The organism is Tsukamurella serpentis (genome assembly GCF_054780975.1).
The window spans coordinates 1033507-1047607 of sequence record NZ_BAAGVH010000002.1 but is presented as its reverse complement, the minus strand read 5'-3'; the positions used below and the strand labels follow the sequence as shown (position 1 = coordinate 1047607).

The following is a 14101-nucleotide window of genomic DNA, read 5'->3' as shown; positions in this document are numbered from 1 at the left end:
GCGAACGGGCTAGGGTATGGGGGTGAGTTCCGTCTTCGATCGCCTGGTGGGCCAGGACGCGGTGGTGGCCGGCCTGCGGAGCTCCGCGGCAGCCGCGCGGGAGGTCGTCGCCAGCGGCGGAACCGTCGCCGACCTCGCCGGATCCGCGATGACACATGCGTGGCTGTTCACCGGCCCGCCCGGTTCCGGACGGTCGGTCGCGGCCCGCGCCCTGGCTGCGGCACTGCAGTGCGACGACCCGTCGGAGGCCGGCTGCGGGCGGTGCCGGGCCTGTACCACTGTATTGGCCGGCACCCACGCCGACGTCCGATCGATAGCGCCGGACGGCCTGTCGATCGCGGTCAAGCAGATGCGTGAGGTGGTCGCGGACGCCTCCCGCCGCCCGTCCGTCGGCCGCTGGCAGATCGTGCTCATCGAGGACGCCGACCGGCTCACCGAACAGGCGGGGAACGCGCTGCTCAAGATGGTGGAGGAGCCGCCGGCACAGACCATCGTGCTGCTGTGCGCGCCCACCGTCGACCCGGAGGACATCTCGGTCACCCTCAAATCCCGGTGCCGGCACGTACAACTGGTCACCCCGTCGGTCTCCGCGATCGCAGCGGTCCTGCAGCGCGACGGCATCACCGACGAGCAGGCCGTGTGGGCGGCCGGTGTCGCCGGCGGACATGTGGGCCGGGCGCGCCGTCTCGCGACCGATCCGCAGGCGCGGGACCAGCGCAGACAAGCGCTCGGTGTGGCACGTGCCGCCACCTCGGAGGGGGTGTACGGGGTGGTCGAGCAGTTGCTGCGGGACGCCGAGAGCGCGGCCAAGGAACTCAACGCCGACCTCAACGAGCGTGAGACCGAGGAACTGAAGACGGCGCTCGGCGCCGGCGGCACCGGCCGGGGCACCGCCGCGGTCATGCGTGGCTCCGCCGGGCAGCTCAAAGACTTGGAGAAGCGGCAGAAGGCCCGCGGCACCCGTGCGGTGCGCGACTCCCTCGATCGCGCGCTGATCGACCTCGCCGCGTTGTTCCGGGATGCGCTGGTGCAGGGCGCCGGAGCCCGGGTCGAACTGATGCATCCCGACGAGGCCGAGCAGACCCGCCGGCTGGCCGGTTACGCCCGGTCGGAGGGACTGCTGGCCTGCGTCGAAGCAGTTCTCGAATGCCGGGAGGCGATCGAGATGAACGTCAAACCGGTGGTGGCACTCGACGCGATGGCGGCGGGGGTGTCGTCGGCGCTGCGGGACAATCGCCGCTGACTCATCCGATTCCGGTGAGCTCGACCCGCCCGATCGTGGTGGACCAGCCCTTGGGCATCTTCACCAGCCCGGTGATCCACACCAGCACGTACTTCGACGACGGTGCCCCGCTCGCGGTGAAATCGGTGCTCCCGCTGCGCAGGGTGCCGTCCCACACCTTCTGGGTGGCATCGAGGGAACCGGGTGAATCGGAATCGGCGATCCGGATCTGCACCGTGGAACCGTCGCTCGGTGAGGTGATCGTGCCCGAGGTGAGCTTGGCGGCCCGGTCCAGCGTGATCAGCAGTCCGGTACCGGATTTGAGGCCGGCGAAGCCGGGCCCGGAGAGGTAGTAGTCGGTGCGCCAGGACGGCTCGGCGCCGGTCAGGACGTTGCCGATGGTGTCCGAGGCTTCTGCTTTGCCCTGGAAGTAGACCTGCTTGACCGAGGTGGCGGTGAGCGTCCGGCCGCCATCCGAGCCGCCGTCGGAACCGGCGCCGGTCAGGTAGAACGTGGCCGCGGCGATCGTGAGCAGCACGACGACCGCGGCCGCGGCGACGGCGCGGCCCCAACGTCGCGGACGCATCTGTGCAGGTGCGGCGAGTCGTTCCCGGGCGGCGGGCATCGCGGGCTCCGTGCGGGTCGGGGCCGGCTGCGCCGTAGTGTGCGGGCCCGGATAGGCGGCGGTGTGCCGCGGCGGGTACTCACCGGTGGCGGCGGGAATCGGCTGCGGGGAGGTCCCCGTCGGCACCGGTTCTGCGAGTTCGCCGCGCAGCCCGGCGACGAACTCGGCGCAACTGCTGTAGCGATCTTCCGGGCGCTTGGCGAGAGCCTTGCGGAACACCGGGTCCAGGTGCGCGGGCAGCGCGGGATTGTGGGAGGTGATGCGCGGGACGGGCTGGTTCAGGTGCGCCGCGATCACCGCGGCCGGGGAGTCTCCGGGGAACGGCGGAGCGCCGGTGAGCAGCTCGAAGACGGTGCAACCGAGGGAGTACAGGTCGGCCCGGTTGTCGAGGTTCCGGTTGTCGAAGGCCTCGGGGGACATGTACGACATGGTCCCGATCGTGATCCCGGTCGAAGTGACGGCGACCGCTTCACCGGCCGCTTTGGCGATCCCGAAGTCGGCGAGCTTGACCTGTGGGGCGCCGTCGGAATCGAAGGCCACCAGGATGTTCGCGGGTTTGACGTCGCGGTGGGTGATCCGCGCCTGCCGGTAGGCGTAATCCAGGGCCGCACCGGCACCGTCGGCGATCTCGACGGCCAGCGGCAGCGGCACGGGCCCGCGCTGAGCCAGCATCTGCGAGGTGTCCGGCCCGGCGACGTACTCCATGGTCAGCCAGAGGCGGCCGTCGAACTCACCACGGTCGTACAGGTGGATGATGTTGCGGTGGTTGAGCTGCGCGAGCACGTAGGCCTCGCGTTCGAACCGCGCCTTGTACTGGGGATCGCTGCTGACGGAGGTGTGCAGCAGTTTGAGGGCGTCCTGCCGGGGGAGGCGGGGATGCTGGACGAGGTACACCTCGCCCATCCCGCCGCCACCGAGCTTGCGGACCACCCGGTAGCCCGCGATCTGCTGCACGTCCATCCGCTCCTTCCGCCCGGCCACCGCGCCGGACGCATCCCGTCAACGGTAGCGTCAGGCGGGCGGTGAGCGGATTTCGTGCAGGTCAGACGCTGGCCCATGCCCGCGGTGCGGCGCACAGGTGCAGTCCGGACTCCTCCCCGAACGAGGGATCGCGGCGCAGCCGCTTGGCATCCTCGAAGTAGCTCATCGACATGCGCCAATCGTCGGAATCACCCTGCCGGGGCAGCTCGTGCAGGGCCCGACGGACGTACCCGGCGTCGAAGTCCAGGGCGGGGCGGGTCGGCATGTCCGGGTCGGCGACCGCGACGGCGATGTCGAGGCCGCGCTCGTCCATGGTCGTGATCAACGTGGTCATGTACTTCCAGAGCATTCCGACCTTGAGCGTCCACGACGAATTGGTGTAGCCGATCGCGAGCGCGGCGTTCGGGACACCGGAGAGCATCGCCCCGCGGTGGACGACGGCGTTCGGCAGGTCGACGGGGCGTCCGTCCACCGACAACCGCACCCCGCCGAGCACCTTGAGCTTGAGGCCGGTCGCGGTGACGATGATGTCGGCATCGAGGTGCTCACCACTGGCGAGCTCGATCCCGGTCTCATCGAAGGTGCTGATGGTGTCGGTGGCGACGTGCGCCCGGCCGGAACGGATCGCCGCGAACAGGTCACCGTCGGGAACGGCGCACAGCCGCTGGTCCCACGGGTTGTACGGCGGGTTGAAGTGCACGTCCACCGGGTAGTCCTTGGGGAGCCGTTTGGCGTTCTCGTGCCGGATGATCCTGCGCGCCAGGTCCGGGAAGCGCTGCGCGAAGACGTACACGCCGCGCTGCTGCCAGATGAACCTCTTGCGGGAGAGGACATGTCCGAGCCGGTGGCCGAACAGGCGGTGGAAGGCGATGGTCAGCGGGTCCTGCTTGGGCACCGGCATGATGTAGGTGGGCGTGCGCTGCAACATGGTGACCTCCGCGGCCTGCCCGTCGCCCTCCAACAGAGACGGAACCAAGGTCACCGCGGTCGCGCCGGAACCGATGACCACCACCTTCTTGCCGGCGTAGTCGAGATCGTCCGGCCAGAACTGCGGGTGGACGATCTGACCGGCGAAGCGGTCACGGCCGGTGAACTCGGGGGTGTAGCCCTGCTCGTAGTCGTAGTAGCCGGTGCCGGCGAGTACCCAGTTCGCGGTCATCGGAACCTGCTCGCCGTCCCGTTCGACCTGGAGCGTCCAGCGGGCGTCGTCGCTCGACCAGTCCGCCGAGATCACTTTGTGGCCGTAGCGGATCTTGTCGGTGAGGTCGTTCTCCTCGATGGTCTCCCGGAGGTAGTCGAGGATCTTTCCGGCGTCGGCGATGGAGTCCTTGGCCTCCCAGGGCTTGAACTCGAAGCCGAAGGTGTGCAGATCGGAGTCCGAGCGGATGCCCGGGTAGGTGAACAGGTCCCAGGTGCCGCCGAAGGTCGAGCGGCTCTCCAGGATCGCGAACGACTTCTCCGGCAGGTCACAGGTGATGTAGTGGCCGGCGCCGATGCCGGAGATCCCGGCCCCGATCACGAGGATGTCGTGGTGTTCGGGCGTGGTGCTCGTCATGGATGTCTCTCCTACTCCGAGGGTTCAGTGGCCGGACTGCAATACCCACTCCTGCGGGTTCTGCGTCGATGCGACCACTCCAGAGTGCACTCCGATCGTCGAGATCGTGGTGCATATCGTCACGCATCCCCAGATCCCACCCGCACGTCGACCTGTCGATTCGAGAACCGGGGCTTCAGCTGGCTTCTGGACAGGTGGGGATGGTCTGGAACCGTCGACGCAGGCAACACTTGCGGGGACGACGAAACGCCAGGCAGGAAATGGGTCCTGACCTGGCGTTTCGGGTGGAGCCGCCTGGGGGAATCGAACCCCCGACCTTTTCATTACGAGTGAAGCGCTCTACCGACTGAGCTAAGGCGGCGTGGCCCCACACGCATGCGGGACCGAGGACCAAGTGTACTGATCGCCACGGCAACCGTCCAAATGTGCCGTTCACCTGGTCGTTCCCGGATCACGGGGTGAGTCGACTGCCATTCCGACTACTCGCTGCTCGGATCGGCATCGGCGGGAGGTCGGCCCGGCCCGCGCATCGGGCGCGCCTTCGCCGGCATCCGCCCGGCGTCGTCGAGCGCTCGACGCAGCAGGAACTCGATCTGGGCGTTCACGCTGCGCAGATCGTCGGCGGCCCACTTGGCGAGCGCCTGATGCACCGCAGGATCGATCCGGAGCGGGACCGACTTACGGCCTCGCCCCGGTCCTGTTGCGCCCGGGGAGTCCGTGGAGCCCACTAGCTGTACAGGCTCCCGGTATTGACCACCGGAGTGGTGCGACTGTCCGAGCACAGCACCACCAGCAGGTTCGAGACCATGGCGGCGCGCCGTTCGTCGTCGAGCTCGACGATGCCCTGCGTCTCCAGGCGGGTCAACGCGTTCTCCACCAAGCCCACTGCACCCTCCACGATCTTCTCCCTGGCGGCGAGCAGGGCCGATGCCTGCTGTCGTTGCAGCATCGCCTGGGCGATCTCCGGAGCGTAGGCGAGCGCCGAGATCCGCGCCTCGAGGATCTCCAGGCCCGCTAGTTCCACCCGCGCGGCGACCTGCTCGGCGACCTGCTCGGCGAGCTCGGCGGCGACCTGGTCGGTCGAGCCGCGCAGGCTGGTGGCGCCTGCGACGGCGTCGTCGGCGTCGTACGGGTGGCTGGTGGTGACGTGCCGCAGCGCGGCTTCGGCCTGCGCGACGATGAACTCCTCGTAGTCCTCGACGGCGAAGGTCGCTCGTGCGGTGTCGGCCACCTGCCAGACGATGATCGAGGCGGTGTTCACCGGATTGCCGGTGGAGTCGTTCACCTTGAGCTCGGCGGTCTCGAAGTTGTGTACTCGCACCGACAGGCGTCGCCGCGTGGTTAGCGGGAGCACCAGCCCGAGCCCTGGACTGCGCACCGTTCCGACGTACTTGCCGAACAACTGCACCACCAGGGTGTGCCCGGGAGCGACCACTACGACCATGCTGATCAGCGTCACCGCTGCGAGTGCCAGCAGCACACTTCCGGCGATCAGCAGAGGCGTCTGGGTCGCGATCGCCAGCGGTGTCAGTGCGGCGGCGCCCCCGATCAGGGCGATGACGCCCAGGCCCGCGGCGACTGCGGCACCCGCTCCCGTGTGCCACGCGGCACGCTCGGTGATCGCCACCTGTGTGTCCTCCGGTTGAACGATTCCGGTCATCACCCCTCCTTGAAAACTGATATCACTTAACTAAAGTGATATCAGTTTTCTGAGCCGGACGTCAAGGATGCGTCAGGGCCCCGTCAAGACGGGTACCGTGCCGCGCGGCTCGGCTCTAGCGTTCGGCCCATGACGTTCATCTTGGTTCTGGCGACGATCATCGTGGTGGTCCGCCTGGTCAACGACTTCTACTATCGCCGCTCGGACCGGACGGTGATCGAACCGCGGTGAATCGAAGCCTTGACCTCAACCGGGGTTGATAGGCGAACCTGTACGCATGGCTGACGTTCCGTCCGGAGTCCATCCGGAGATCCTCGGCGACGGTGCTCCGTCGGATGCCACTGCGATCGCCGAGTTCGTGACCGAGATTCACGCCGCGCAACGTGCCGGCAGTGTGCCGAGGGTGCGCGCACTGTTCCGGGACGACGCGGTGTGGACCACCGCGCACGGCCGCCGCCTGCACGGCCGAGCCGCGATCGATGCCTTTCTGGCTCGTACCGTGCGGGAATCGGCCGCCCGGACGCGGGCGCGGTACAGCGTCGAGCGCATCCTGTTCATCCGTCCGGACGTAGCCGCCGTCAGCGTCCGGGTGCGGGCGAGCGGGCTCGACGGCGCGCCGCCCGATGCGGTCCCGCTCTACGTGCTGTCCAAGGACGACGATCGCTGGCGCATCGTCGCCACGCAATCCACCGCGGTCTTCGACGATCCCGCGGTCGGCCGGACCCGAGCGGGGTAGTCTCCGGCTGCGCCGCTACGCCGGTCTTCATCTCCGATCCAGTGAGAACGCCCCGGTCCAGAACTGGAACGTGTTACAGTTCGCCCCACGATACCGCGGGTTCCCACTGCCCCCAGTCCCGGGCCCACACACGACTCCGCGGGAGAGGGGAAACGGCATGGCCGCAACGAAATCGGACGTGAACGAGACCGTCGATCCGGACGGCGAGAGCGCCACCGAATCGGCATCGAGCAAGTTCGCCGGGGCGGACCGGAAGCCGGATCCGAAACCGCAGCCGAAGGGTGTTGTCGTGACGCCGATGGCGATGGCGCTCACCGCCCTGGTCGTGGTCCTGGCCGTCGCAGCGACGGCGTTCGGGTTCCTGTGGCAGTCCGCCGCGTCCGATCGGGATCAGGCCCGCGCCGACCTCGCCGCGTCTTCCGAGACCTCGGACATGAATCTGCGAGCACAGGACGTCGCCAAGAAGTACGCGATCGGTGCCGCCACCATCGACTACCAGAATCTGGCCGGCTGGCGCACTGCACTGACCGCGAACACCACCCCGCAGCTGGCCAACCAGCTGCAACAGGCGTCGAACGATTTCGAGCAGGTCGTGGTCCCGCTGCAGTGGCAGTCCACGGCGACTCCGCTGGGCACCATCGTCACGTCCAACAAGGACGGGCTGATCACCGTCAACGTCTTCCTGAACATGATCACCAAGAGCACTCAGCGTCCCGAGGGGATCCCCTCTACCGCGACCTACACGCTCACGATCGACACCAAGCAGAACTGGATGATCAGCGATGTCCGCGGCCTCGACGCCGCGCTGGGCGGCAAGTAGTCGCTCAGGGCTGGCCGGGGAGCAACTCCACCATCAGGCCCTCGCCATCGGCGAGCAGGGTGCCGTCCTCCTCGGTCAGTCGCGCGGTGATGAAGGTCTTGCGTCCCTCCATCCGGTCCACCCTGCCCTCGATCACCAGCGGCACGTTCAGTGGAGTCACCTTGCGGTAGTTCACATGCAGGTACGCGGTGCGGCTGATCGGGCGGTTCGCGGCGAAGACCACGTTGCCGAAGTTGTCGTCGAAGATCAGCGGCAGCACGCCGCCGTGCGCCACGCCGCCACCGCCGAGGTGGTAGCGGCGCAGCATCCCCCGCGCCACTACCGATTCCGCGTCGAACTTCTCGATCCGCCACGGCGGCATCAGCAGACTTCCGCGGCCGGGCAATTGCATGGACCGGTTCGCCGGGCCTTGACCCTCGCGCGCCGCGTACGGTGCCAGTAGCTCCGCCAGCTCGGCGGTCTTCTGCTGCGCGGCGAGGTACACCTCCTCGGGCGCGTCGATGCACACCGCGAGATCTTGCAGCCGCCGCATGTTCTCGATGAACTCACCGAACGCGGGTGGCGGAGTGGCCTCCTTGAAGCGAGGGATCTCGCTGCGCAGGTCCACCTTCTGAGAATCAGACTCGCTCATCCGTCAGACTCTACTCAGTACCAATCCGCTGGTCGGAACTCCGGTCCCGGCGGTCACAACGGCCCGCGACGCTCCCGTCACCTGATTGGCGGCGGTACCGCGGAGCTGCCGCACCGCCTCGGCGATGCCGTTCATCCCGTGGATGTAGGCCTCGCCGAGCTGCCCACCGTGTGGATTCAGTGGCAGAGCGCCGTCCATCTCGCAGGTGCCGGCCGCCAGGAACGACGGTGCCTCGCCCCGCTCGCAGAAGCCCAGCTCCTCGAGTTGCATGAGAACGTACGGGGTGAAGTGGTCGTAGAGGACTGCCAGATCCATGTCCGACGGTGTCATGGCGGACTGCTGCCACAGTTGGCCGGCGACCACACCCATCTCCGGCAACCCGGTGAGCCCGTCGCGGTAGTAGCTGGTCATCACGTACTGGTCGGGGCCGCTGCCCTGTGCGGCCGCGGCGATCACCACTGGTGTGCGGGACAGGTCGGCGGCGCGTTCGGCACTGGTGATCACCAGTGCCACACCACCGTCGGACTCCTGACAGCAGTCCAGTAGATGCAGAGGTTCGGCGACGAACCGGGAGGACTGATGTTGCTCCAGGGTGATCGGTTCGCCGTGGAACCAGGCCTTCGGGTTGGTCGCCGCCCGCGCCCGGTCCAGCACTGCGACCCGGCCGAAATCTTCACTGGTGGCGCCGTACTCGTGCATGTACCGGCGTGCCGCCATGGCGACGGTGGCCGCCGGTGTGGCGATCCCCGCCGGGTAGTGGAAGGCGTTGTCGATACCGTTGGTGTTCACCTGCTGCGCCGCCGCGGACGAGACCTGTCCGAAGCGATGCCCGGAGCGTTCGTTGAACGCTCGGTAGGCGACCACCACGTCCGCGACGCCGGTCGCCACAGCCATCGCGGCCTGCTGGACGGTCGCCGCGGCCGCACCGCCTCCGAAGTTGATGCGGCTGAAGAACTTCAACTCGGGAATGCGGAGCTCACGAGCCACCGCGATCTCCGAGTTGGTGTCCATGGTGAAGGTGACCAGCCCGTCGACGTCCTGCGCGGTGAGCCCGGCGTCGTCGAGCGCCGCCCGGATGCACTCGACAGCCAGCCGTAGCTCGCTGCGGCCGGAGTCCTTGGAGAACTCGGTGGCGCCGATACCGGCGATCGCGGTCCTGCCGCTGAGCCCGCTCATGCCGGCAGCACCAGAGTCGCGGTGCCGGTGATGTGATCGCCCAGACTGTCGCGGGCGGTCACCGCGACGGTGACGGCGTCCCCGTCGACCGCGGTGACAGTGCCCGAGAAGTCCAGGGTGTCACCGGCGTAGCAGGGTGCCCCGAGCCGGATGGAGATATTGCGCACGAAGGCCTCCGGGCCCGCCCAATCGGTGACGTACTTCTGGACGAGGCCGTTGTCGGTGAGGATGTTGACGAAGATGTCCTTGCTCCCGCGCGCATGTGCCGCATCCCGGTCGTGGTGCACGTCCTGGAAGTCGCGGGTGGCGATGGCCGTGGTGGCCACGAACGTGGTGCTGGCGTGGATCTGCAGCGGCGGCAGCGTGGTCCCGACGGTGACCGCCTCGCTGCGGAGGGTTCTCGGGTACGTCATCGTGCCTCCCAGGCGGGCAGGGTCAGGTCGTCGTCGACGCGGAGGAAGACCGCGCGGACCGGCATGCCGATGTGCACCTCGGCGGGGTCGACGTCGATCAGCTCACCGAGGATCCGCACGCCCTCATCGAGCTCGACCAGTGCGACCACGAAGGGCAGGCGCTTACCGGGGACCTTCGGGTGGTGGTGCACCACGAAGCTGAACACGGTGCCGGTACCGGGAGAGACGATGTGGTCGGGTGTCAGTGCCAGATCGCCGCCCGGGTCCATCGGGCCGGGCGGATGCCGCAGCGTCGTTCCCCAGCGCTGGATCCTCAGTTCGCCGAGCTTGGCGCCCTCCCAGTAGAACGCGGTGTCCCGGGAGACCACCGGCCGCAGCACGCCGCCCGCGTAACCGGAAGCGTCCACGATCCGCCCGCTCGGGCCCGCCGTGAGCGGCTTCTGCGAGGCGGCGTCCGGATCCTGCGCCGGGGGACGGAACTTGAGGATGCGGAAGACCATCTCCGCGACCACTTCGTCACCCACCCGCCACAGGGTCCGGGTGGTGAAGAACCAGCCCACCCCGAGGCCGGTCTTCTTCGGACCCACGACGTCCTCCAGGCGCGAGGACGCCGTGATCTCCTCGCCGGGTCGCACGTGCCGGTGGTAGGTCTGGTCGGAGTTGGTGGCCACCACCGAGGTGAATCCGGCGTCGTCCAGGGCCGCGGTCATCAGGCCCAGTGGGTCGTCGTCGGAACGAGCGCCGTGCAGCCCGCGCATGTTCCAGACCTGGGCCATGGCGGGCGGGGCCACCGGGCCCCCGAAGGCCGACTGCGCCGCGAACTCCGGATCGGAGTACAGCGGATTGGTATCGCCGATCGCCTCGATCCAGTTGTTGATCATCGGCTGGTTCACCGGGTCCCGGCCGGCGCGCGGGGCGCTGTCGCCGAGGGCGCGGATCCGCTCCGCGGCGGCGAGCACCGCTTCGGTGGATGCATCCGTTCCCGTTTCGCGGGTCTGCGGGGCGTTCATCGCGGCACCCGCGGCAGCTGCAGGCCCATGGTGGCGATCAGCTCGCGTTGGATCTCGTTGACGCCACCGCCGAAGGTCAGTACCAGATGTCGTTTCGCCTGCACATCGAGCCAGCGCAGGAGCTCCGCGGTTCGCGGCTCGGCAGGATCGCCGTGCGTGCCCACCGTCTCCTCCAGCAGCGCCGTCAGTCCCTGGATCCGGTCCGAGCCGAAGACCTTCGTGGCGGAGGCGTCGGCGACGTCCACCGGGCCACCGGCCTCGGCGGCCGCGACCTGCCAGTTCAGCAGCTCGTTGATCAGTTCCGCAGCACGCACCCGGGTGAGCGCAGCGCAGACGTCCGGATCGCCGCTCAGATCCTGGTCCTGCGCCCACCCGGCGACGCGGTCGTACAGGGAGCCGATCCGGCCCGACGGTCCGAGCATCACCCGTTCGTGATTGAGCTGCGTGGTGATCAGTTTCCAGCCCTCGTTCTCCACGCCGACCAGCATGTCCACCGGAACCCGCACGTCGTTGTAGTACGTCGCGTTCACGTGGTGCGCGCCGTCGGCGGTGATGATCGGGGTCCAGCTGAATCCCGGATCGCTGGTGTCGAGGATGAGTATCGAGATGCCCTTGTGCTTGGGGGCATCCGGGTCGGTGCGCACCGCCATCCACACGTAGTCGGCGTCGTGGCCACCGGTGGTGAAGATCTTCTGGCCGTTCACCACGTAGTGGTCGCCCTCGCGTACCGCGGTGGTGCGGAGCGATGCCAGATCGGTGCCTGCCTCCGGCTCGGTGTAGCCTATCGCGAAATGCACCTCGCCGGAGAGGATCTTGGGCAGGAAGGCGGCCTTCTGCGCCTCCGTGCCGAAGGCCTGCAGCGTCGGTCCCACGGTCTGCAGGGTCACCGACGGCAGTTGTACGTCGGCGCGAGTGGCCTCGTTGACGAACAGGTACTGCTCGATCGCGCCGAACCCCTTGCCGCCGAACTCGGTGGGCCAGCCCACTCCGAGGCGATCGTCGAGGCCCATGCGCCGCACCACGTCCCGGAAGACGTCTCCGTGGCGCTGCACCAGCATCTCGGTGCGCTCCTGCGGTGTCATCAGGGTCGAGAAGTAGTCGCGGAGTTCCGACTGCAGTTCGCGCTGCGCCGGGGTGAGGGCGAGGAACCTGCCCTCCCCGGACTCCCCGGACTCCCCGGACTCCGCGGCGCGCACGGTGTCGTCCCGATCGGCCGCGGCGAGCGCTCGCAGGGTCTGAGGGACACCGCCGACGAAGCGCGCCAGATCCTTGATCATCGAGGAGAAGCGGTGCAGCGGGTAGGTGGCGTCCACGCCGATCCCGCCGTGCAGGTGGTGGCAGGTGCGTACGGCTGGAGGTGCCTCCGCAGCCGTCCAGTGGGCGGCCAGTGCGGTGGCCTCGTCGGCGGGGGAGCCGGTGGCCAGCCGCCACGCCGCCGACACCGCCGCCAAGTGGAGCGTCCGCGAGGCGATGTAGACGTCTGCGATCTGCTGGGTGACGGCCTGGAAGGTGCCCAGCGGGCGACCGAACTGCTCACGCTTGCGCAGGTGATCGACGGTCAGCGCGAGCGCACCGGCCAGCGCACCGTCGGCCAGGGCTGCCGCACCCGCCAGTCCGTACTCCCGGAAGACCCGGGCCACGGCACCGTCGGTCGAGCCGCCCAGCGCGGCGTCCGCCGGTACCTCGACTCCCGCCAGTTCGACGGTGGCCTCCGGGGTTCCGGTGGAGGTGGGGCTCGGGGTCACCGTCACCCCCACGGCCTCGGCCGGCACCACGAAGACGGCGGCACCGGCATCGGTGGAGGCGCTGACCAGGAGGTGGGTGGCGTGCTGTGCGTAGCCGACGGCGGTCTTGCGGCCGGTCAGGGTCCAGCCCGCCGCCGAGCGCGCGGCCCGTGTCGACGGCGTGCGCGGAGCAGCGGTCCCCGGCTCGTCGATCGCGCCCACCACGAGCTCCTCACCGGCGATCGCCGCGGGCAGCAGGTAGGAACGCTGCTCTGCCGTACCGAGAGCCGCGATCGGGGCGATCCCCAGGGCCAGCGCCGGAAGCAGGGGAGCGGCGACTGCGAGCCGTCCGGCCTCGGTGAGTACGGCGCAGACCTCCTCAGCGCCCAGGCCCGCTCCGCCGAGGTCCTCCGGGACCGCCACTCCCAGAAGGTCGGCCTTGGCGAGGTCGGTCCAGGTGCCGCGCCAGTCACCCCCGGTATCGGCGCGGGCTGCGGCGTGCGCCAACACGTCGGCGGCAAGACCGGCGACGGCCACTTGGTTCTCGTCCGGACGGAAGTCCACGCACACTCCTGAATCTCGATACCGCGTACAAACGGTGAAACGTGTTCTATTTTTAGCAAGTGGGGTGAACGCTCGCAAGCAGTTCGACGAAAGGCGACCATGCGATTCACGTACGCCGAGGCGATGACGGATCCGTCGTACTACGCGCCCCTGGCGCAGGCTGCCGAGGAGGCCGGCTATCACAGCATGTGCGTGGCCGACAGCATCGCCTACCCGCAGGTCTCGGACTCGACGTATCCGTACACCCCGGACGGGAGCAGGGAGTTCCTGGACGGGAAGGAGTTCGTCGAGACCTTCGTGCTGGCCGCGACCCTGGCGGCATGCACCACCACATTGAGGTTCACCCCGTTCGTGCTCAAGCTGCCGATCCGTCCACCGGTGCTGGTCGCGAAGCAGGCTGCCTCACTCGCCTCGATCAGCGGCAACAGATTCTCACTCGGTGTGGGCATCAGCCCCTGGCCGGAGGACTTCGAGATCATGGGGGTGCCCTTCGAGCGGCGCGGCAGGCGGATGAACGAGTGCATCGAGGTGATCCGCGGACTGTGCACCGGCGACTACTTCGAGTACCACGGTGAATTCTTCGACATCCCGTCGATCAAGATCGCACCGGTCCCCACCGAGCCGCTGCCCATCCTGGTCGGAGGGCACGCCGACGCCGCCCTGCGCCGCGCCGTCCGTCTCGGCGACGGGTGGATGCACGCGGGCGGTGAGGCCGGTGAGCTCGACCGAATGCTCGCCCGGATCACGGAGTTGCGCACCGAGTACGGCAAGCAGGACTTCCAGATCCATGTGATCTCCCTGGACGCCTACACGGTGGACGGGGTCAAGCGCCTGGAGGACAAGGGCGTCACCGATGTCATCGTCGGTTTCCGGCTGCCCTACCGAGTAGGACCGGACACCGAGCCGCTGCAGCCGAAGCTCGATCACCTGCGGCGGTACGCAGATGCCGTGATCAGCAGATTCACCTGACCGTCAAGGAGCCGT

13 protein-coding genes and 1 tRNA gene are annotated in these 14101 nt (G+C 68.6%); 4 read left to right on the top strand and 10 right to left on the bottom strand.

The window, feature by feature from the left end:
• Positions 1–22 precede the first annotated feature (22 nt).
• Positions 23–1243 carry a DNA polymerase III subunit delta' gene (locus tag ACYVHG_RS07440; protein WP_461166761.1) on the top strand — a complete coding sequence of 407 codons (1221 nt, stop codon included), beginning with the start codon at positions 23–25 and terminating at the stop codon, positions 1241–1243.
• Between the two features lies 1 nt (position 1244).
• On the opposite strand, the gene ACYVHG_RS07435 is transcribed toward ACYVHG_RS07440, so the two are convergent.
• From ACYVHG_RS07435 to ACYVHG_RS07415, 5 genes are all read right to left on the bottom strand, one after another.
• Positions 1245–2807, bottom strand: a complete 1563-nt coding sequence (locus tag ACYVHG_RS07435) for a serine/threonine-protein kinase (protein WP_461166760.1) — start codon at positions 2805–2807, stop codon at positions 1245–1247.
• An 82-nt stretch (positions 2808–2889) separates the two neighbouring features.
• Positions 2890–4383: a flavin-containing monooxygenase gene (locus tag ACYVHG_RS07430; protein ID WP_461166759.1), complete on the bottom strand. Its 1494-nt coding sequence runs from the start codon at positions 4381–4383 to the stop codon at positions 2890–2892.
• Between the two features lie 285 nt (positions 4384–4668).
• Positions 4669–4744 (bottom strand) — tRNA-Thr (locus tag ACYVHG_RS07425).
• A 118-nt stretch (positions 4745–4862) separates the two neighbouring features.
• On the bottom strand, positions 4863–5111 hold the full coding sequence (locus tag ACYVHG_RS07420) for a type II toxin-antitoxin system antitoxin (RefSeq protein ID WP_461166758.1): 249 nt from the start codon (positions 5109–5111) through the stop codon (positions 4863–4865).
• Positions 5111–6043: an SPFH domain-containing protein gene (locus ACYVHG_RS07415; protein ID WP_461166757.1), complete on the bottom strand. Its 933-nt coding sequence runs from the start codon at positions 6041–6043 to the stop codon at positions 5111–5113. Before ACYVHG_RS07415 ends, ACYVHG_RS07420 begins: the two co-directional genes overlap by 1 nt.
• Positions 6044–6320: 277 nt before the next feature.
• On the opposite strand from ACYVHG_RS07415, the gene ACYVHG_RS07410 reads away from it, so the two are divergent.
• Positions 6321–6779, top strand: coding sequence for an SgcJ/EcaC family oxidoreductase (locus tag ACYVHG_RS07410; protein WP_461166756.1), 459 nt, complete (start codon positions 6321–6323; stop codon positions 6777–6779).
• A gap of 157 nt (positions 6780–6936) precedes the next feature.
• Positions 6937–7599, top strand: a complete 663-nt coding sequence (locus tag ACYVHG_RS07405) for a hypothetical protein (protein ID WP_461166755.1) — start codon at positions 6937–6939, stop codon at positions 7597–7599.
• Positions 7600–7603: 4 nt separating this feature from the next.
• Here ACYVHG_RS07405 and ACYVHG_RS07400 read toward each other — a convergent pair whose 3' ends face one another.
• From ACYVHG_RS07400 to ACYVHG_RS07380, 5 genes are read right to left on the bottom strand one after another with little or no spacing between them, the layout of a single operon-like run.
• Positions 7604–8230, bottom strand: coding sequence for a PaaI family thioesterase (locus ACYVHG_RS07400; protein WP_461166754.1), 627 nt, complete (start codon positions 8228–8230; stop codon positions 7604–7606).
• 3 nt (positions 8231–8233) lie between these two features.
• Positions 8234–9406 carry a lipid-transfer protein gene (locus ACYVHG_RS07395; protein WP_461166753.1) on the bottom strand — a complete coding sequence of 391 codons (1173 nt, stop codon included), beginning with the start codon at positions 9404–9406 and terminating at the stop codon, positions 8234–8236.
• Positions 9403–9819: a MaoC family dehydratase gene (locus ACYVHG_RS07390; protein ID WP_461166752.1), complete on the bottom strand. Its 417-nt coding sequence runs from the start codon at positions 9817–9819 to the stop codon at positions 9403–9405. Before ACYVHG_RS07390 ends, ACYVHG_RS07395 begins: the two co-directional genes overlap by 4 nt.
• Entirely contained in the window at positions 9816–10829 is a 1014-nt protein-coding gene (locus tag ACYVHG_RS07385; RefSeq protein WP_461166751.1) for a bifunctional MaoC family dehydratase N-terminal/OB-fold nucleic acid binding domain-containing protein, read from the bottom strand. Before ACYVHG_RS07385 ends, ACYVHG_RS07390 begins: the two co-directional genes overlap by 4 nt.
• Positions 10826–13117, bottom strand: coding sequence for an acyl-CoA dehydrogenase (locus tag ACYVHG_RS07380; protein ID WP_461166750.1), 2292 nt, complete (start codon positions 13115–13117; stop codon positions 10826–10828). Before ACYVHG_RS07380 ends, ACYVHG_RS07385 begins: the two co-directional genes overlap by 4 nt.
• A 99-nt stretch (positions 13118–13216) precedes the next feature.
• On the opposite strand from ACYVHG_RS07380, the gene ACYVHG_RS07375 reads away from it, so the two are divergent.
• Positions 13217–14086 (top strand): TIGR03619 family F420-dependent LLM class oxidoreductase, encoded by an 870-nt coding sequence (locus ACYVHG_RS07375; RefSeq protein ID WP_461166749.1) that lies wholly within the window; start codon positions 13217–13219, stop codon positions 14084–14086.
• Positions 14087–14101 lie beyond the last annotated feature (15 nt).